Annotated in this window: 13 protein-coding genes and 1 pseudogene; 2 read left to right on the top strand and 12 right to left on the bottom strand. The window is 35.6% G+C overall.

The genetic code is table 11. From position 1 onward, the window contains the following. Nucleotides 1–2: 2 nt before the first annotated feature. The 11 genes from FC36_RS08450 to FC36_RS08400 form a co-directional block, all read right to left on the bottom strand. Nucleotides 3–233 (bottom strand): hypothetical protein, encoded by a 231-nt coding sequence (locus FC36_RS08450; protein ID WP_025020829.1) that lies wholly within the window; start codon nt 231–233, stop codon nt 3–5. Nucleotides 234–332: 99 nt separating this feature from the next. Beyond that, entirely contained in the window at nt 333–791 is a 459-nt protein-coding gene (locus tag FC36_RS08445; protein ID WP_023859201.1) for a hypothetical protein, read from the bottom strand. 100 nt (nt 792–891) lie between these two features. Next, the gene (locus tag FC36_RS08440) at nt 892–5,583 is read right to left on the bottom strand and encodes a helicase-like domain-containing protein (RefSeq protein ID WP_025020827.1); all 4,692 of its coding nucleotides are present in this window, start codon (nt 5,581–5,583) and stop codon (nt 892–894) included. A gap of 121 nt (nt 5,584–5,704) precedes the next feature. Further along, entirely contained in the window at nt 5,705–5,917 is a 213-nt protein-coding gene (locus FC36_RS08435) for a hypothetical protein (protein ID WP_023859199.1), read from the bottom strand. A 42-nt stretch (nt 5,918–5,959) separates the two neighbouring features. Continuing rightward, nucleotides 5,960–6,559 (bottom strand): hypothetical protein, encoded by a 600-nt coding sequence (locus FC36_RS12310; RefSeq protein WP_023859198.1) that lies wholly within the window; start codon nt 6,557–6,559, stop codon nt 5,960–5,962. Nucleotides 6,560–6,581: 22 nt separating this feature from the next. Then, nucleotides 6,582–6,869, bottom strand: coding sequence for a hypothetical protein (locus FC36_RS08425; protein WP_025020826.1), 288 nt, complete (start codon nt 6,867–6,869; stop codon nt 6,582–6,584). Nucleotides 6,870–6,913: 44 nt separating this feature from the next. Beyond that, nucleotides 6,914–7,339: a hypothetical protein gene (locus FC36_RS08420; protein ID WP_023859196.1), complete on the bottom strand. Its 426-nt coding sequence runs from the start codon at nt 7,337–7,339 to the stop codon at nt 6,914–6,916. 118 nt (nt 7,340–7,457) lie between these two features. After that, on the bottom strand, nt 7,458–8,159 hold the full coding sequence (locus tag FC36_RS08415) for a DUF4313 domain-containing protein (RefSeq protein WP_056986841.1): 702 nt from the start codon (nt 8,157–8,159) through the stop codon (nt 7,458–7,460). A gap of 587 nt (nt 8,160–8,746) precedes the next feature. Beyond that, nucleotides 8,747–9,760 carry a DHH family phosphoesterase gene (locus FC36_RS08410; RefSeq protein ID WP_025020823.1) on the bottom strand — a complete coding sequence of 338 codons (1,014 nt, stop codon included), beginning with the start codon at nt 9,758–9,760 and terminating at the stop codon, nt 8,747–8,749. Between the two features lie 15 nt (nt 9,761–9,775). Then, nucleotides 9,776–10,369 carry a hypothetical protein gene (locus tag FC36_RS08405; protein WP_025020822.1) on the bottom strand — a complete coding sequence of 198 codons (594 nt, stop codon included), beginning with the start codon at nt 10,367–10,369 and terminating at the stop codon, nt 9,776–9,778. Nucleotides 10,370–10,400: 31 nt separating this feature from the next. Then, nucleotides 10,401–11,261, bottom strand: a complete 861-nt coding sequence (locus tag FC36_RS08400; protein ID WP_025020821.1) for a class I SAM-dependent methyltransferase — start codon at nt 11,259–11,261, stop codon at nt 10,401–10,403. 284 nt (nt 11,262–11,545) lie between these two features. Between FC36_RS08400 and FC36_RS08395 the strand changes: the two genes are divergently transcribed. Continuing rightward, nucleotides 11,546–11,992, top strand: coding sequence for a hypothetical protein (locus tag FC36_RS08395; protein ID WP_155889586.1), 447 nt, complete (start codon nt 11,546–11,548; stop codon nt 11,990–11,992). Between the two features lie 375 nt (nt 11,993–12,367). On the opposite strand, the gene FC36_RS08390 is transcribed toward FC36_RS08395, so the two are convergent. Beyond that, entirely contained in the window at nt 12,368–15,478 is a 3,111-nt protein-coding gene (locus tag FC36_RS08390; protein WP_056986840.1) for a hypothetical protein, read from the bottom strand. A gap of 482 nt (nt 15,479–15,960) precedes the next feature. Between FC36_RS08390 and FC36_RS08385 the strand changes: the two are divergent. Then, nucleotides 15,961–19,679, top strand: a pseudogene (locus tag FC36_RS08385) (hypothetical protein); the annotation flags it as partial.

Here is a 19,679-nt window from a genome sequence, read left to right as displayed (position 1 = left end):
TCCTAAAAAGAAATTTTTGCTAACGTAAGATACTTGTCGTCACAGTAGCTAAAAGCAGCGATTTGTAAAATACGGTCAACTTCGTCTGAAGGTATATTTTTCTCAATAATATAGTTAGGGTTGTGTTGCTTTAAATACTTTTGTTGAAGTTTTAGTGCTGTTTGACGAGCTTCTTTTGAATTACTAGCTTGGGAGACTACTTTGCGGGTAATGGTGTTATATACATAAAACATATTAAAAAACATCCTTTCTTTTTTGGTCGCGTAAGGGTGTGAGGAAACTCAGTAATTTATTACCGAGATGAAAATAGCATCACTAAATCAAACTATTATTTAGTCTTTGTCTTCGGATGCTAACAAGGTAATAATGGCTGTCTTGTAGCCATTTTCGTCAATGTGTACTTCTGCTTTTGGCAGAGAATCTTTGTTATTTCCGGGTATTACATAGCGATAAGTAACATTTTTAGCCTCAACATCAATCCATTTATTACCGCAATGAAAAGAATAGGTAGTTGGGATGGTATTGATTTTCAACATGTGGTATTTGATGTCTTCAAAGTGCTTATCATATTCAGTAGCAACTAGCGTTTTGACTTTCTTTGTGCTGACTGATTTAGCGTGGATTGTATTTTCTTGCCGAGGGGATGACCCGTTAGGCAAATTATCTCTATTTTTAACGGGTGCTAGAGTGGCTATGGTTATCATGGCAATAGAAAAGCCAATTATAGCGACGACAAAAAATGTCCAAAATAAGTTTTCTTTTTGCTTTGGGTTTAATTTTATTTTTTTCATTTGTATTTTTCCCTTTCTGCGTCGATAGGTGTAACTACATAATAAGAAAAATAGGGGCTTTAGCCCTAAAATAAAACCACCGAAATAAGGTGGTTTTATTTTAGAACAAGCTAAGTTGTTCAGGTTCGGTTACGACAGTCTTCTTGATAGTAATTGAAACTGAAGCAGTTTTTTCGTCTTCTTGTGGGATAAGGTCAAACAAGTTTAATTGTTCAGAAATTTCAATATTAGACTTATCGTCCAGTTTTGTACGAGAAGTTGTCTTAGCTGTGGCATTTACAGATGTCTGTGTAATTTTCTTCTTATTTTCAGTACGAGTAGTAGTGGTTGTTACTACTTTGATTGTACTTTCTTCAGGTTCAGGCTTAACTTGCATGTCAACGTCAAACTTAACAGCGTCGAAGTCGTGGTAGTTGACAGTAGTTTGGTAACGTGACTTTTCTTCTAAGTTATCTTGCTTTTCAAGGACTACTGCATCATTAGTTAAGTCAAAGTTAGGGTGACTAGCTAAGAAATCATCATCAAATTCAGTTAACTTTTCGTTGATTTCTGCGATGTTAATTTTCTCGTCGCTAGAAACATATGGAGAAAGTAAGAATTGCTTTTGACGGAGGTATTCTAAAGCTTCGTCCTTGTCGAAACCATTGGTATCGAAGCCAATTTCAATAACTTTCTCGTGTGTCTTGATAGATTGTTGCTTTTCTTTGAGTGGACGTTCTAAGCGGTTAATCTTATTGATAATACGTTGAATAGACCCAATTTGGTTATGTGGTGCTAATTCTACTTGTACGGTGTAGGTAAAGTTACGTACTAAGTAAACATTCTTGATTAAGAATGCCTTACCAATTTGAGTTGATGGACGTTTGTCATCAATTTTAATCTTGAAATCGTGGTAATTACCAACTTCAATCAAGCCCTTTTCATCAACATTAAAACGGTTTCCAATGTAAAGTGAGTTTAAGATACGGTGTAATGCCATACCTGCATTAGCGCGCTTGTCATAAGTTTGACCGTCAATAGTCATTTCGAAGTCTTGATTTTGAAGGTTACTGTCAGTTACATAGGCTAAATCAGCTTCAATATCCTTCAAGTTTGCTTGAAGCTTAGGTAAAAGTTGATTTGCTATTTCAACATTGCGACGCTTAGCGTCTTGACTACGTTCCCAGTTACGCTTTTGTTGAGATAACAAGTCAATACGGTTGTTCAATTCAATACTAGTCTTTAAGAATGGGTTAGAAGTAGCAATCGCTTTAAAGTCAGAGGAGGTCATGACTTCATCATCAATATCAGACATAGAGCGAATAGGGCTCTTGTTTGTCATAATTTGTGTGATGTACTTTAACTTGTTTTCTTGAATTTGCCATAAGTAGTTATCAAAGGAGCCTTTTGTGATGTAGTAGTAAGTTACTACGCCTTTGAACATGTTACCTTGACGAATTAAGCGACCGTTGCGTTGAATGATATCAGATGGCTTCCAAGGCACGTCAAGGTGGTGTACGGCTTTCATACGTTGTTGTACGTTAAGCCCTGTACCACCTTTTTCAGTAGAAGCAATCAAAATCCGCACTTGACCTGCATTCATCTTCCGAGATAATACTGTCTTAGCGTTTTCGTCTTTGGCATCGTGCATAAAAGCAATTTCGTTTTCAGGAATACCTGCGGCTACTAAACGATCCTTTAAGTCTTGGTAAACAGAAAAGGTATCTGTCTTTTTTGGAGTACCTTGGTCTGAGAAAATCATTTGTGTGCCCTTGTGGTCGTCTGTACGCTTGTAAACGTCCATAACATTACTAATTACCTGCGAGAGCTTTTTAGAGTCCTTAGAACTTGATTCTGGGTCTAATAAGCGCATGTCTAAAGTTAGCTTACGTGCTTCACCAGTAATCTTTAACATATTGTCTTCGGTAGGGTCCACATCTTCTGTGTGCAATTTTTCTGAACGTTCAACTAATTCTGCTAATTTAAGCTTTTGTTGTTCTGTTAAATCGCTTGTGATAACTACCTTTTGTGAATCAGGAATATCTAAATCTAAAGAATCAGATGTCATGATATCAGTAGATGTCTTGTATAAGGACATTAATTCTGGTAAGTTTACAAACTTAGAAAAACGCTTGGTTGATACATACTTGCTACCAGTAGGGTTTAATTCTAAAGAACTTTCAATTAAACCGAATGCACCGACCCAATCGTCAAAGTTGCCTACTCCGTATTTAGCTAATACATCTGGTTGGATGTAGTTCATCATAATGTACATTTCGGAAATACTGTTGGATACTGGAGTACCTGTTGCAAATACTACATTACGATTATTAAACTTTTCGTGCAAGTAGTTAATCTTAGCTTGCATATCTAAGTTCTTCTTAGCTGTTACAGAGTTAATACCTTTGATTTGACCCAAGTTACTAATAGGTGCAACGTTCTTGTAGCCATGTGCTTCATCGACAAACAAGAAATCAACACCTAAGTTTTCAAAAGTGATAAAGGAATCACGCTTAATCTTGCCAAGGGCATCTAAGCGCTCCTTAAGCTTATTCTTACGGCGTTCTAGCTCTTTAACTGTCAAGTACTTATCGTCTTTTTCAGCAGACGCGATAACGCTTAATAATTCATTATATTGGCGTTGTATGAATTTTTCTTCAGTTTCTTTTGAAACGGGAATCATTTCAAATTGTGATTGACCGATAACGATACCATCGTAATCTGAAGTCATAATGCGTGAAACGAAGAGCTTACGGTGTGACTTTTCAAAGTCTTTCTTAGTTGTTACAAGTACTTTCTTATTTGGGAAAAACTTCAAGATTTCTTGTCCAAATTGGGCAGTTAAGTTTGATGGTACGACAAACATTGGTTTCTTAACTAATCCTAGGTCTTTAAGCTTGAAAGCAGCTGCTACCATGGTTAAGGTCTTACCTGCACCTACTTCATGAGCAAGAAGGGCACGTTTGTCTTCTAAGATACGTTGAACAGCATTCTTTTGGTAGCCACGCAAGTTGAATTGCTTTGCTAAACCATTAAATTCTAAGTGTGAACCGTCATATTCTTTTAACTTAATGCGGTTAAATTCTTGATTGTAGGTTGTTTCAATCAATTGTGACACTTCGGGGCGACTTACGACAAATTCTTTAAACAAGTTTTCAAGACGTTTTTCTACTTGGCGTAGGTTAGCAGTCGCTACAGGGTCGGTAACACGTTTCTTTCCTGATTCGTCATTTTCGTCAATCTTAGTAATCGTTGGTAATTCATTGCGCATTAAGTAGGTCATGATATCAGAGCCACGACTGTACTTTTTACTATCTTCAAGCCCTAAAGCTAAGTTTACACGAGCCCAACCATAGTCCATGTAATATCTTTGGAATTGACTGTTGATAATAATGTGCTTAGGACTCTTTTCAAAGACATCATTGTATTCTGGACTGTCAAGCTTTGGGATGTTATCGTCAAACACAAAATCATCTACAGAATTAAATTCGTGATCGCTAAAGGTTGCGGCTGCAAACATCGCAAATACATTGTCAGGAATCCATGAAGAACCTAACTTGTAGGAAATATCTGCTAAGGAAATTGTCTTTGGCTTAACATCTTCTAATTCCTTTAAGTATAAGGACCAGTTAGCTGCAGTATCTCCTTCTTCCTCAAGTTCTTTAACTAAGTCAATCTTAGTAAGAATATCACCTGATAAAGCATCATTTCGTTGTACATATTCTACATTTCTGAACATTGCGTAAGCTTCGATGTCAAGCATGATGTTATTGCCTAATTCTTCAATTAAGCTTTCTTTAGTTGAGTTAGGGTAGATAGAAGTCATTACACTAAAATCTACACCTTTACCTAACGATAAACTGAAATTCAAAGCGTCGATTGCATTATTAACTGTTGTTGGCTTTGAAAGAGGGCGGATAGTTGGTTCAAAGAATGCTTGTGCTTTTTTGTAATCAACTTGCTTACTGTTTTCTTTAGGTGGTAGTTCATCTTCTAAGGATGCGATTAATGGGTATGAATCATCTGATTCAAATAAGCGTGCATTAACCTTATCGTTCAAGTAACCAAATTTCAAAAGAAATTCATCATAACAAGTGTTTAACTTGACTAACAAGTTATCAAAAGCTTGGACATCATAGTTTTCTTTTTGTTGTAAATCAATGATCTTACGGTAGGCTTCTTTGATACCAATCATCCCAATAATACGTTCTTTTTCGTTTTGAGATAATGGCTTGTTGTAGAAGTATGTTTGCTTGAATTGTCCCTTGTGTTTACCGGTGGTTACCGCCTTAGAATTACGGTAAATAGAGGTAATAGCGCTAGGATTTTTCTTAGTGATTTCCTTGAACTCTTTGACAATAGCGGAGGTTTCTGAACGGTCAAAGCCCAAGAAGTTTCCGTCTTTATCTTCAAAGAAGACAAGGGATGCTGTCTTAGCACTTTCTTTAATACCGTTGTAATCACGGTAATAAATCTTACCTGTTTTACGATCAAAACCGTAAGAGTACATGGCTAAGTTGACAATGTTATCAGGTAAGCCGTCATTAGCTGCTTCAACTGTTTCAAGAGCTGCTAAGTTTTGGTGGTTAGGAACATTGTTATTTTCAAGTTCTTTGAAATTGTCAAAACTGTCTTTAATAGCTTGTTGAAGATTTTGCTCTTCAGGTGCTTTAACAGATAAGCGACCACCCATAAAATGCTTTACTTCGTAATCACCTAGAACATTTTCTAAGTTGTAAACAAAGTAAGGGTTTGCTTTGACGTTTTCTTGTACTTCAATAGGTTTGTTCCAAATTAATTGTGTATTACTCATGATTATATCTTTCCTCCTTGTATATTTTCTTATCTTGAATAAAACTACATAAGCAAAAAAATAGGGGCTTTAGCCCGTAAAAAAACCACCTAAAATAGGTGGCTTAAAATTGTAATTTCTTCTAATTTTCTTTGTTCTTTGGACCAAATAGTTCTTCGTCAGTTGCAGTATGTTCACCAGCATATAAGAAATATGCGATGATGAATGGCACGATGATTAAGAGTTTTGGTACTATGATGAAGAGAATAGTGGTTGCAACGGTAATGACTGTCAAGAAAATAGTTGATAAGGTGTAAAAAAGGTTACTTTTGCTATCTGTGTATTTTTTGCTCATGTTGATTTACTTCTTTCATTCTTGGATATGTGTAATCTTTTCTTACCACCAAGCAATAATTGCTGTGGAACCTTCTTTCCAATTATGGATAAATGATTCGTCTAAACCGCCGGATTCAACCATTTCCATTACACGGTCTTTGTCGGTTGAATAGCAACAGTTTTCTGGCAGGAGTTCCCAACCGTAGTCATTTAGACCTTTGCGTTGGTAGTCTACTTCTTCAGTTTGGTAGACATAACAATCAACGGGAACTTCTTTGGTTAGTGATTTTTTATCATTGCCGGTCAATTCGATTTTAACTTCAACGTCGGTGGTGAAATCTTTGATAACAAAGCGGCTGAGCCAAGATTCGTAGGCGCTACCTACAATAACGAGATTTGAATCTTTGAAGGTTTTATCCTTATATTCCGGTAATTTTTTGAAGTATGTGTCAAAAATTTTTTTGAAATCAAATTTTTCTTCCATGACTTTAATCTCGTGAGTATAATCTTCTAACAAGTCTTCTGGAAGAGTATTTTCACGTTCTTGATCTGCGACTGTAACGTAGCTCAAGTCTTTTTCGAATAGTTCAGCTTGGTGGAAAACTTTACTTTCGTCTAGTTCAAATTTTTTAAAACGTTTTAGGTAGATATCTAATCCCATGGTTATTACCTCTCTTTATTTTTTAGTCGGTTAAGTCTACGCCGTTATCCACAGCAAACTTTACTGCAATTCTTTCGCAATTTTCACGTTCATCAAGTGGAGTGTATGCGAGTTGCATTGCTATTTCAAACAAGTCTTTAGTGTCAAGCAAAGTTTCAAAATCGTCGGTTGTGATGTCTTCGGAATATTTTTTCGAAATCGAAACTATCGGAACAGTCGTCTTTTTGCTGATAACAGTAATTTCGTCTTTGCTTTCTCTAAAGCCTAAATTCAAGGCTTTAACAGCTTTTTTAAAGTCGTTATATTTCATTGTTTTTCTCACTTTCTTAAAGTAATAAGTGTATTCATGATTTTTTAGGATTCAATAGCTTCTTCAAATTCTTGGTCGCTTAGTGTGTAGAGACAATTGTAGCAAGTCCATTTGCACTTATCTTGGTCGAAAAGATAGGCATACTCGACGTCTAGAAATCTGTCTAAGTTAGTATCTACAGCTGGTCTAAGTGCGGGTGACCAATCTTCGTGTCTATCGCGATGATATGCAATAGTTGTGTTTTCTTCGGGATGCTCAAAGGAATGAGAATCAGTTGTAGGTTCAAGATTTTCGCCTAATGAGCTAATATCACCTAAAGCGATTAACTGCCAAACTTTGGATGGTTCGGTGTACTTTTCAGTTAGAATTTTACCAACTGAGGCAGGGTAGCCGTCCCAGTGGCAGCGAATCCATACTATAGTTGAGCTATTTTGCTTTGCAATAATTCCAATGTTTGCGTTTGTTGACATTTTTTTTCCTCTTTTCTTTGGTTGTCTTAATTTATTACTACAAAGCCAAAAAAATAAGGGCTTTAGCCCTAAAATAAAAACCACCTAAATATCGGTGGTTAAATAACTGAATTATCTATTATTCATTGGGACCAGAGAAAATTTTCTCAAAGTCAGGGTCATTCACTGGCTTGTCTTCGCCAATAGTTACGTACACTTGGACTGACTCTAGCATTTCTGATACTTCTTTAAAGTCTAGCTTGTTATCATGTAACTTTTCTAAGATTTCTTGGTAATGCTTTTCTTCGCTATCAGATAAGCTTTCATCGCTCAATCGTTCTGCGTACTGAATTGCAAGCAAAATAAGGTCATCTCGGTCCATGTGAGTTGATAAGCTATTGTATGCGTCATTCACTTCAAAAACGTTTCCTGTTGTTTCTAAATTTTCCGTGTTACTTTTCTCTTTCTTTGCTAAAATCTCGTAAACAGGGTAGGTTTTAAAGCCTGATTCGCCTCGCCTGCCTGTGTTTTGAATATACTCATGCTCAACAAGATATTCAAGCATGTCTGATGAAATGCAGTCTTCGTCTAAGAAAAATTCTTTTTCGCTATCTAACAGTAATTGGTCTGGTAGGTTAACGGAAACGACTTCTTCAGACGGATAACTTCCTTCTTCACCGGCGAATACGGTATATTCTAACATTACCGCATTTCGTTTTTCTCCGAAAATGGAGTCTTCTTGGTAGGTATCAAACACAATGCTTTGGGGCATTGTGGCATAACCAGCTCGAAAATCCATAAGTTGTACTTTAGCGTTGTCATTAAAATCAATTTTCATCATAATTTTTTCCTTTCTCTTGAAAAACAAAATACTTAATAAATTCCTACATAGGCAAAAAAATAAGGGCGACAGCCCTAAATAAAAAACCACCAAAATAGGCGGTTAAAAAACAAAAAAGTCTTGTAATAAGCCGGAATTCTAAACTTATTACAAGACTTTCCTTTTAGGTTTTGAAATGTCCAAAATTCTCAAGTATGAGAATAACCTAATCCACTGTTTTATCGTATCACGTACGAAGAAAAATAGCAAAAACAATGTAGCGTTAGCTAAAAGAAAAAATACCAAAAAGCCCAGTAATAAGCCGGAATTCGTTGCTTATTACTGGGCTCTTTGTATAATAAACGTAGCACTTGTGATAGAAGTGCAATAACAACGAGAGTAGCACTCTCTTATGGAGAAGTTTTTGTCGCGGGGTGTTGTTATTGTGCAATTACGGTGCATTTTGTGGAACACCCCCAACTTCTTTTCTGTGCGAATAACTTTGTCCACACTTATTCCTCTAACCTTACAGTTAGAGAATAACACAGATGAGAAAAAAAGCAAGGACACCTGTTTCTAGTGGTGTCCTTTTTGCCGTATTATTAGCATTATTGCTTACTTATTAATTTTTCTTTGATTTCTTGAATGATAGTCATGTTATTACTGTTAGCAGGTAATAAGATACCGCTAGCGGTAGGGTGTCCACCACCGCCATATTCTTCTGCTAAATCATTGACTATAATTTCAGTTGAACGCAAGCTAATGCGCCACGATAAGTCTTCTTCTTGGACACACATCATCCACTTGGTGATCCCTTGAACGGTACCTAATAAGTTAACGAAACGTGCCATGTCATCAGCGGGCCAATTATGCTTATTTAAGTCTTCTCTAGAAATGATAATGTTTGCAGTATCATCATCCACCACCATCTTATCGTAGCAGTAGCCTTTCATTTTAGCTTCTTCAAGTGTGGTAGTGGACATAGCGTGATTAATTTCAGTGAAATCTTTCATATCAAAACCACGAATGAGGTTAGCAACTGTGTTGAATGTTCTAGGACTAATAGCGTAAGAAAACTTTCCTGTATCGCCTAGAATACCTGTATACAGATATTGCGAAATAGGCAAACTCATTAAGCTGATATCATAAGTATTAACTTCAAAAAGATTACTGATAATTTCGGAGGTACTAGAGGCACTAGTATCTTGGTAACGAATAGTGTGTTTAGGATAGTTGTCTTTAGGTTGGCCATGAGTATCTAGTCCAACGGGATGATGGTCGATTTTAATTACTTTTTGAGCCTTGTTAAGTACTGAAAAATCAAGTGGGCCAAAGTCAACACGATTAATAGTCGAGGTATCTAGAATCACTACAGTAGCTTTCTCAAAGTCGCTTTCAGTTAAGAGCTTTTCTGATAATGATAATGATGAATTCCTAAAGGGAGGGAGTTCTTTTAACGTACTTGGAACGTCTCCTGCAATTAAGACTTGTTTGGCTTGTCCTTGCTCAATTACTAATTGGGCCAAACCATACTGTGATCCAATAGCATCTGGATCTGCCATAATGTGGCGAAGTACGATAACTTTTGGCGCTTTCAAAATTTCGTTTACAATTTTTTCCATAATTTTTTCCTTTCTTTAAAGTTGCGGAACGTTACTAATTTCTTTTTCGATTGCTTCGGTTAAGATTTCGTTGATATCTTCAATCGCAAAATCATCTCTATCTTGAGCGCAGAAGGTATTGAAGTACCAATCGTGTTGTAGTTCGTAATAAATAAACAGAACAGAAACGTTAACAATAATATCTGAATCATAACCATATTTTAGGTAAGCACTTAAAATATGCTGTGATGTTAGGATTCTGACAACCTTTTTAGAAAGTTCGTTGAATCGAACATCGCTAACACCATCGACAATTTCTTGATGAATTTCTTCAAGCTTTTGGTTAGCGAACTTTTTGTATTTTTCGAAAAATTGGGCTCTGGTAGGCTCCATTTCAATTTCAAAACTATCAATAAAGCCACGCTTCTTAGCATCTTCTAAAAAAGTTTCGATCCCATGTATATTGTCTAATTCTTGTTGCCATTCAAGTTTGCGATTTTCTGGTAATTTCTTATAACCAATGAAGTCATTAGTTCCAACTTCTGTGTCAATCGTCTGCCATAATTCTGTAGCAGTAGCAACTTCAAAAGTTGCTTGTCCCTGTGGTCCATATACTTTAATTTTAGTCATAATTTTTCCTCCTAAATAGTTCTTTTCTTGTTTAGTATTCTTTACGTTGAAACATGAGAATATCACTTGTAACATCAGTCCCTGCAATTCTCTTAAAGGTGTTACTTGGTAAGCGAATGCCGCCTAGAAAGTCTGCTTTAGACTGAATTTCAGGTAAGATGCTATTGTCTTTGTCAACTGTCCCAATAGACGTAATAATTGTTACTAATCCATTTCCTTCAAGTAAATCTACTGATTTCTTTAAGAAGTAATCATGAATTAAGTAGGGCTTTTCATAGTCTTTGTCAATAATGCGAATATCACCAAAGGGAACGTTGGTGATAATCAAATCAAATACGGGCTTAAATGGTGTCTTTTCGAAACCTTGTACTAACACATGAGCTTGTGGGAATAGCTGTGTTAAAATAGCACCTGTAATTGAATCTAATTCTGTGGCATAGAGCGTTGTTGTGGTGCGTAATTCTTCTGGCATAGTCATAAAGAAGATACCAGTACCTGCAGAAGGGTCTAAGACGTTACCACCAGTAAAGCCATAATCAACGATTTTATTCCACATTTCTCGTGCAATCATTGGATCTGTGTAATAAGCAGTCAATGCAGAGCTTTTTAGTGCTTCGTATTCGCTAGTTGTGACTAAGGTCTTAAGTTCCTCACGTTCTGCCTTAAATTTGAGATTATATTCTGCAAAAAACTCGTTGGCAAGTCCTCCCCAACCAACGTATTTAGATAACGTTTCTTGTTCGGAAGGGTTTGCTGATTCGTTGTTTTCTTCTAATTCTTTTACTAAGCGGATAGCTTTCATATTAGCTGCTACTTTGTCTTTAGTTGTTGAAGGGAAGTAGTTGCTGTCTGTATTGCTTGGTAAATAAAAGTTGTTTACTGTTGCTAACATAATTTTTCCTCTTTTCTGTGATTGAATAATTACTATACACAGTCAGGAAAATAGGGGCTTTAGCCCGAAAATCTTAGAATAGTAGTATAAAAATGGATCAATGAAGAAGATTACTAATTGGTAAATAGCAAAAGTACAATTTTGAGCGATTATGATATAATAATTGACTATTTTGGTATAGTGTGATATAAAATGCTTGAGGTGATAATATGCGAGCAGGCGAAGTATTAGACATACTAAAAATTTCAAGACTAACTTTGAAACGGTACCGGGAGAAAGGATATTTGATAGCTACTGAATTACCAACTGGGCAGTTTGACTATGATGCGGAGTCAGTGTATGGATTACGTGGTGATAAACTTGGTAAGCGTGATATTGTTGAAGTACCGTTAGAAATTGAGAAGATACCTGGGGACAGTAAACAGCCTGGTTATGTTTTCCTCTTTCCAACAATAGCATTAGGTACTATTGTTGTTGATAAAAGCTCGATAGATGACGTAATTGAATTTGCTAAAGAATGTTTGGTTAATGAAATTGTGGCTTACAAGCAAATGGGACGGTATACTGAGGATTTTGTTAAGAAATTGCATGAGCAATCCGAGTTAGACGACCGCACGGGTGTCGTGCCTTCAGATAAAATTTGGACGTCGGTTCAGATTGATTTGAATGATATTAATAAGTACACAGAAGCGTTAATTTCTGGTAAGTGGCCAGATTTTAATAATTCTTGATTTTATTTATTTTCTGGTATATATATGGTTATATAAGATTTAATTTTGTAGCTGTAAAGCTACTATTTATTTGCAGGCGGGAGTTTTTCTCTCGTCTGTTTCTTTTTGGATATCTTTTTTAGATAAACGAAAAAAGCGCCCATGTAGGACGCTTTTTCGCATAGGAGAAGAAAGTTTTCGCTTGTTTGATGTAAGATAATACTACTGCAAAACTTTCTATGGTTTCGTTCATCGATCGATCATTGGATCGCTCGCAACTCCAGAAACAGCTGAAACAACTAGAAAATTGCGAATTACGATGTACCATTATTGTAGTTTAATTTTCGAAAATTATCAATATAAATATTGAAAAAATTATAATAAAAACAATCGTTTTTATTGCAATTCAAATTCATCGTTGGCATCTTCAAATTGTTCAGTGCTTGAAACAGGAATAGTATTGTTTTCTTGTAAATTATCGTATTGATTACTTGCTTGAGCTGCTCGAACATGATTAGGATCATAAGAAGCATTTTGCAAGGCTTGAGATAATTGTGCAGGGGGGATGTTAATGTTTGGAGTGTGATCGACAAAACCATTAGCTGGGCCAACTTCTCGTTTAGCTTCTGAGTTGTATTTTTTAGCTCCGGGTGATAAGACTTTAACATCCGGTCTTAACTCACGTACAATATTAGCGTTAGACTCATTAACAATCACAATATCTCCAGAGGCTAATTGCGATAGATTATTCTTGGTCTTGTCACTAGCATCTTTATTACGGCTGTAAACAGGTATTTTAGGGTTTGTGGTGGTTTCACTCACTTTATTGTCATTAACTTTCACACCAAATCTATCGTTTTGTGGGATGATTCTTGATCCTTGAGAAACATTGCTATCAACAAATTCAAGGTCTTCTTTGGTGTAATTGAAGATACGAGGGTTATTGTTGGTGATTTCTGTGATTTTATTATCAGACTTAGGTTTAGTTTCTTCGTATTTAACGAGGCCAACATATTGCTTTTGTTTAGCATCATACTTAGGGTAGTACAAATCAAGATCAGGGCGTTCTTCATGTAAAGCTTTGATGGATTTGAGATTAGTAATGACCTTTGCACCGTTATCGATGCTTTTAAGAATATCTTGAGAACGCTCATTGATTTTTCTATTAATCTTTAAGAGGTTGGTATTGTTATCTTGAGAGAAGTTCTTTTTAGTGTAGATGAGCTTGTCAGCTTTTCCTAGGTTATAGTCATTAATGATTAAATCATTCTTGTCACTAAAGAGGTTAACAAAGCTATCTTCTTTGGGTTGAACAGTTTTTTTATTACCGATTTCAGTGTTGATTTGATTTTCCTTTTCGTACTTTTTGATTTTTGCGTTTAACTTATTGTAGTTATTTTCAACCACTTCATCGTGTTCAAGCGGGACATCATCAACTTGTTCTAAAAATCCTGGAGTAACCATACGATATTCAGCGCTTAATTCTCTAAACTTTTCAAATTTAGGCCTTTGTACGATTTCCATAGTTCGTTCAAATTTATTTCTTGATGCTTTGGAAATTGATTTATTGTCTACCAGATCCTTAGCAGTTTGATAAACTAAAACATCATTGAACTTTTCTTGTAGCTTGTCAGTGAAGTATTCTTTATCCTTGCTAATATCCACACTATTTAAGAATTCGTCATTTAAAATAGTATCAATGACATCAGTTTGGAAGGTGTTCTTCTTATATGTTTCTTCTTGCTTTTCTAATTCCTTATAGTAATCAGATTCAATTAGGCCCAGAGGCTTGTTTTCTTCGCCTCTAGAGTCTGCAAAGTCATTTAGACTACCAACAGTATATTTCCCGTTAAAACGGTCGTAAGCAGCCATTAACACAGTAGCTTCTTGTATATCGTAGTTTCTTTGTTTTAACAGTGAGTTGAGGGTTACATCGGAATTACGGTACTTGTCCCATAGCTTATCAATAATTTCGTTTTTCTCTAATTCTTCTAGTAAGTCTTGTCTGATTTTGGCGTTAGCTAATTCTTTTCTTGCATTTTCGTTCTTTTGCTTAATATCAGCGTTCGTTACTTCATTAGTAGGGTTTGTGGCACTTTTACGAGATGTAGGTTTATTAGAATTATCAGAGCTATTAGCAGTTTGTTCATAATCGTAAGGAGGAATATCTTCAAAGGGAGGAATTTCATCCTCGTTAGGTAAATCAGGTAAAGGAGCGTTATCGTCAAAGACAAAATTATCATTGATTGGATAACCAAATTCGTCAAATTGCATTTGCCCGTTTGGATCCTCTAAAGGAATGTTATAATAGTAGTCATTGTTGTTTTCGGGTGCAGGTGGAATATTTTCTTCAAGTGAAACAAGTTCATCATTATTATATTCAGGAGTATTATCAAAACTATTATTATAATTATTTACCTTAGATGAATCTTTAACATTGCTGCTCTTGGTATAATCAACACCATCAATATTATTGGTGGCATCTTCAGCAACAATGTCTTGAGAATAGGTAGCTTGCTGCTTGTTAGGCAGCTTTTTCTTTTTGTTGGAAACTTTTTCTTGAATTTTATGATTATCTTTTGCTTTATGATAGCTCCGTTCTATCTCTAATTCATCAATTTTATTTTTCCAGAATGAACGTCCTAAACCGTCTAAAACATCAGAATTACTTGGTTTTTCATTTGGATGATCTTTATAGTATTTTTCTTTAGCTTCTTCTTGAATGTTACCAAATAATTCTATTGGAACGGTTAAGTCATTTTCACCCAGTGTAAAGACAGATTCATCTGTTATTTCAGCCTGCTTTTTTTCGGTGTTGTTCATCAGATACATTTGGTAATTACTTTTTTTGTAGTTTGTGTAAGTAGAGCTATTTATCTTTTGAAGAGTATCGTCTGAAAGCTTTAAGTCACTAGTAAAAGTGTCGATTTTATCATCAGGAATCTTATTATTAATATGATCTACAATGTTTTCTTGAATCCAGTTGTTATCAAGTTTTTGACCGTATCTACGTTCAAACTTTTGAGCCAAGTACAGTATATGGTTATCCTTAAGCGTTGATTTCATATCAGCAAGATATGCACTGCTTATTTGTCGCCCATAGGCTACATTGAATCTGTGTTCCATTCTTTGCATTGGGCTAAACTTACCATTACTACTTGGTTTATTCCAGTCCTCTTTAGGAGTCCTTTTTTTGCTATATATGTCTAAATTAGACATATATTTAACGTAGTCTGGGAACTCGGCTTCGTATTTAAAATTAATAGTCTTTTTTAAATCTTGACCTATTTGGGCTTCTTTTTTCGGAAGAGCATTAATGTATTCTTCGACTTGAGCTTTCCTAGTTGAACTGTGAATGTCGTCATAGTAGGATAGGATATCATTTTTCAGGGTTGCATCTAAATACTTATCAAATTCTTCTTTATCAAATTTTCCGTCTTTTCCTTTGGTATATAAAGCCAAAGTTAGCGATGCTATTAGTGCATCTTTTTGTCTTTCGGTTTGCAAATAAAATCACCTCATAACCTTCGTTTTTCACCTTTTCATAATCTTCGTTTTTCATCTTTTATTTTACTAAAAAAATACATGATTAATAAAATATATTTTTTAGAAAAATCATCGTTTAAAAAACGATGGATATATGTTAAAATAAAAACGTAATAACTCAGTGTTACATTTTTAATGCTAGTTTTGCAATAGACAGATTTGCTTACATGTTTACGTTTTCACTTTGGTGACGTGATAGTGATTTCTAATTTGGTACAGATTAATTGCACTTTAGCTTGAAGTAGTTAGAGGATTATAATTATTAGCGAATCTAAAAAAGAAAGTAGCGTTGTGTCTTGAGTAGCGCTGCTTTCTTTTTGCAATAAATAGCATGATTACGGCAAAAATAGCACTTTACTTTTAAGTGGACGGTGCAAATCCGTCTTGTCGTATAGCTATAATTAACCTCAAAATAGCAAAAAAATGAAATGGGGGAAAACATTTTGTCTAAATTATTTACCTATGAAGAGAAAATACGTAAGAAGATGTATCACACGAATAAAGGGTGGTATGTCGGTCAAAATGGCACATTGGAGCCTATTCCTGACCGTGCAAGTAAATCTGCCTCTAAGGGTGCAAGATACGCTCTTGTGGGCTTAGGAACGATTTTAGGAGCAGGAACAGCGATTAACGCTAGTGCTGACCAAGTTGTTAAACAACAAGTATTGGCTAACACTACGTTAGCAGAAGCTAATCAAGTAACGGTGGCTAACTCAAATACTGAGTCTGTTAGTGAAAGTAACATTGATTCGCAAAGTACCACAGAAAGTCATACGCAAAGTATGAGTAGTACACAAACTGCAAGTGTGAGTGAGGAGTTCTCTCAAAGTATTACATCTCAAAGTAGTGAATCAACTTCTGAATCAGTAACTAGTGTGTCAGAAAATCATTCTGAAAGTTTAAGTGATGATACTACTGAACGTGCAACAACAACGACATTTAGGGTTGCTGATTTTGCAAATAATTCGGCTCAAAATATCAATTTAAATGCTAATTTAATGGCGGTTAATACCGATACGCAAAACCAAAACGTTGACCCGTTGGAAATCACTAATGCGACGGTTACGAGTCAACGTTTATCAAATGGGCAATATCAAATTCACATTGAGTTTCCGGATGCTGTACCGTTAACTGCTGGTCAATATTTGAAGTTTACATCGCAAAATTATATTAGTGATTATTATGGTATTTTTGCGGATGGTGCTATGACAGATAAAGGAAGCGGTAAGCTCGTTTATAGATTATCTGTTGAGGGGTCATCCGAAGATTTTAAAAACCCTAAGAGTTTACTACAGTATTTTGGAGTTGGCTCAAATAATAACAAGCTTAATTTTGATGATACACAATTAGTTCAAAAAATAAAAAATGGCGACATTCAGGATTTAACGATTGACGATTATAAAGAGTATTTGAAAATTTTCCCTGATTATATGCCTAGCTTAACGTATAAGATTACTTTAGGTGATTATTTTGAAAATTTATCTAAAAATCGTCATTTAGATCTGTTAACTGGCATAATTAATCAAAATACGATTGATAATTATTCAGTTGATTTTCTGGGTAGTAGCAATCAGAATACTAAAAATGTTAATTTAGAAGTTAATTCTAACTCAATTCCAGGAAGTATTAAATTTACAAAACAAGGTAGGGATGAAGTTGATGCGTTTGTTAAGGATTTAAATTCGAAATTTACTAAACGTCCAATTAGTTTAACGGTAAATGGAAATAGCAGTAATTTAATTACTGGAGGAGAAACGGGTCAGGTTCAGTTATATCCGGATTTGCATTATCATTTAGATAATTCTATCACTAACTCCCAATTAAGTGTGTACGAAAGCACTATGGGAACTTCTGGAGACCAAGTGAAACCGATTGGTTTGAATACCGATGTTGTTTCGTATTATACACGCTCACCATTTTATTACGTACGTTATACGCCGAATGGTTTTGCGTACACCAGAGATGGTTTTGAACGTGAAGCTGGACAAGTTCAGATTCAAGTTAAGCTTTCTGATGATACTAAAGCTCATTTTGACAAGTCGATTGATGGTTTACTGATTGATGCTACCGACAAAAATACGCCTGATTTATTTGCAAACGGTGAAGAATCACCTGATGGTACTTTTATTAAAGCTATTGACGATGATATGAGTAAGTATGTATCAACTAAAACTCGTTACCAAGTAAGTTTGTCAGATGATGGGAAAACATTGACTTTTACTAATATTGATCCAATCAAATTACTTCCGGGAACAGAAAGTGCTACACACGTTTTGGCTTCAGAAAAAGTTGCAAAAGCAATTACGTTTGAAGAAGGATGGCAATCTACTATTGATAAAAATGGTAATTTACCACTAAAAACACAGACGACGGTAATTGATAAACAAGCAAATACAGAAAACACAATCACGGGATATAGACAATATTTAACGCCAGTTTTTGCAGTTGCTACCGGGGATGCTAATGGGACTAACGTAGGAACGATTAAATTTACTCCCGAATTTGATAATCCGCTTGGTGGTCAAACTTTACAAAATATTTTAGATACCTACCAACCAGTAACTGTTGTTGATAACGGTAATTGGAAGAGTACATGGGCTTACACTATTCCGGAAATTCCTGGTTATCGGGCAACGATGGTGTCAGTTAATGGCAAGGAAACAACGTTGCCTGAAGGTGGTAAATTTGCCGATTATGTTGGTCGTGGTGAACGAGATTATGTCGTTAAATATGTAAACATTGCTGAAGAAGATAAATCACTTTCGCAATCTACTTCGACAGTATTGAGTCAAAATATTGCTGATAGTATTTCAATTTCGACTTCTAATTCATCAGCCTATGAGTCATTTGTTGCTATGAGTAAGTCGAATTCAACTAGTGCAAGTACCGCAATTAAAGAATCGCAAAGTAATAGTGTTTCACTATCTACTGTACAGGCAAGCCAAAGTAAATCAACATCTGAAAGTGTTGCTAGTCAAAGTGAGTCAGTAGAGAAGTCTAACTCAACAAAGATTAGCGAGTCAGATAGTACAAGCCTTGCTAAATCTGAAAGTTTGGCAAGCACAAGCAAGTCTACTTCAGAATCAGTAAGCACAGCGGTTAAGAACTCAGCAGATGCAAGTACTTCTGTTTCAGAATCTAACTCAACAAAGGTAAAAGAGTCAGAAAGTGTGAGCGTCGCTAAATCAGAAAGCCTAGCAAGCCAAAGTAAATCAACGTCTGAAAGTGTTGCTAGTCAAAGTGAGTCAGTAGAGAAGTCTAACTCAACAAAGGTTAGCGAATCAGATAGTACAAGCCTTGCTAAATCTGAAAGTTTGGCAAGCACAAGCAAGTCTACTTCAGAATCAGTAAGCACAGCGGTTAAGAACTCAGCAGATGCAAGTACTTCTGTTTCAGAATCTAACTCAACAAAGGTAAAAGAGTCAGAAAGTGTGAGCGTCGCTAAATCAGAAAGCCTAGCAAGCCAAAGTAAATCAACGTCTGAAAGTGTTGCTAGTCAAAGTGAGTCAGTAGAGAAGTCTAACTCAACAAAGGTTAGCGAGTCAGATAGTACTAGCTTAGCCAAATCAGAAAGTCTAGCAAGCCAAAGTAAATCAACGTCTGAAAGTGTTGCTAGTCAAAGTGAATCAGTAGAGAAGTCTAACTCAACAAAGGTTAGTGAGTCAGATAGTACAAGCCTTGCAAAATCAGAAAGCCTAGCAAGCCAAAGTAAATCAACGTCTGAAAGTGTTGCTAGTCAAAGTGAGTCAGTAGAGAAGTCTAACTCAACAAAGGTTAGCGAGTCAGATAGTACTAGCCTTGCTAAATCTGAAAGTTTGGCAAGCCAAAGCAAGTCTACTTCTGAAAGTTTAGTAAGCGAAAGCCAAGCAAATTCTAAGTCATTAAGTCAGACAATTAGTGAATCAGATTCCGCTAGTGCATATAAGTCAGTAAGTTTAGAATATCAAAGTGTTGTCGCGTCTGAAATTTTGGCAAGCGAAAGTCAAGCAAACTCTAAGTCATTAAGCCAAGTAATTAGTGAATCAGATAAGACCAGTCAAGCTAAGTCAGAAAGTTTAGTAAGCCAAAGTAAATCAACATCTGAAAGTGTTGCTAGTCAAAGTGAGTCAGTAGAGAAGTCTAACTCAACAAAGATTAGCGAGTCAGATAGTACAAGCCTTGC

The organism is Ligilactobacillus equi DSM 15833 = JCM 10991 (assembly GCF_001435735.1).
In the GTDB taxonomy this organism is placed as follows: Bacteria; Bacillota; Bacilli; order Lactobacillales; family Lactobacillaceae; genus Ligilactobacillus; species Ligilactobacillus equi.
This window is presented reverse-complemented; position numbering and strand designations above follow the sequence as displayed.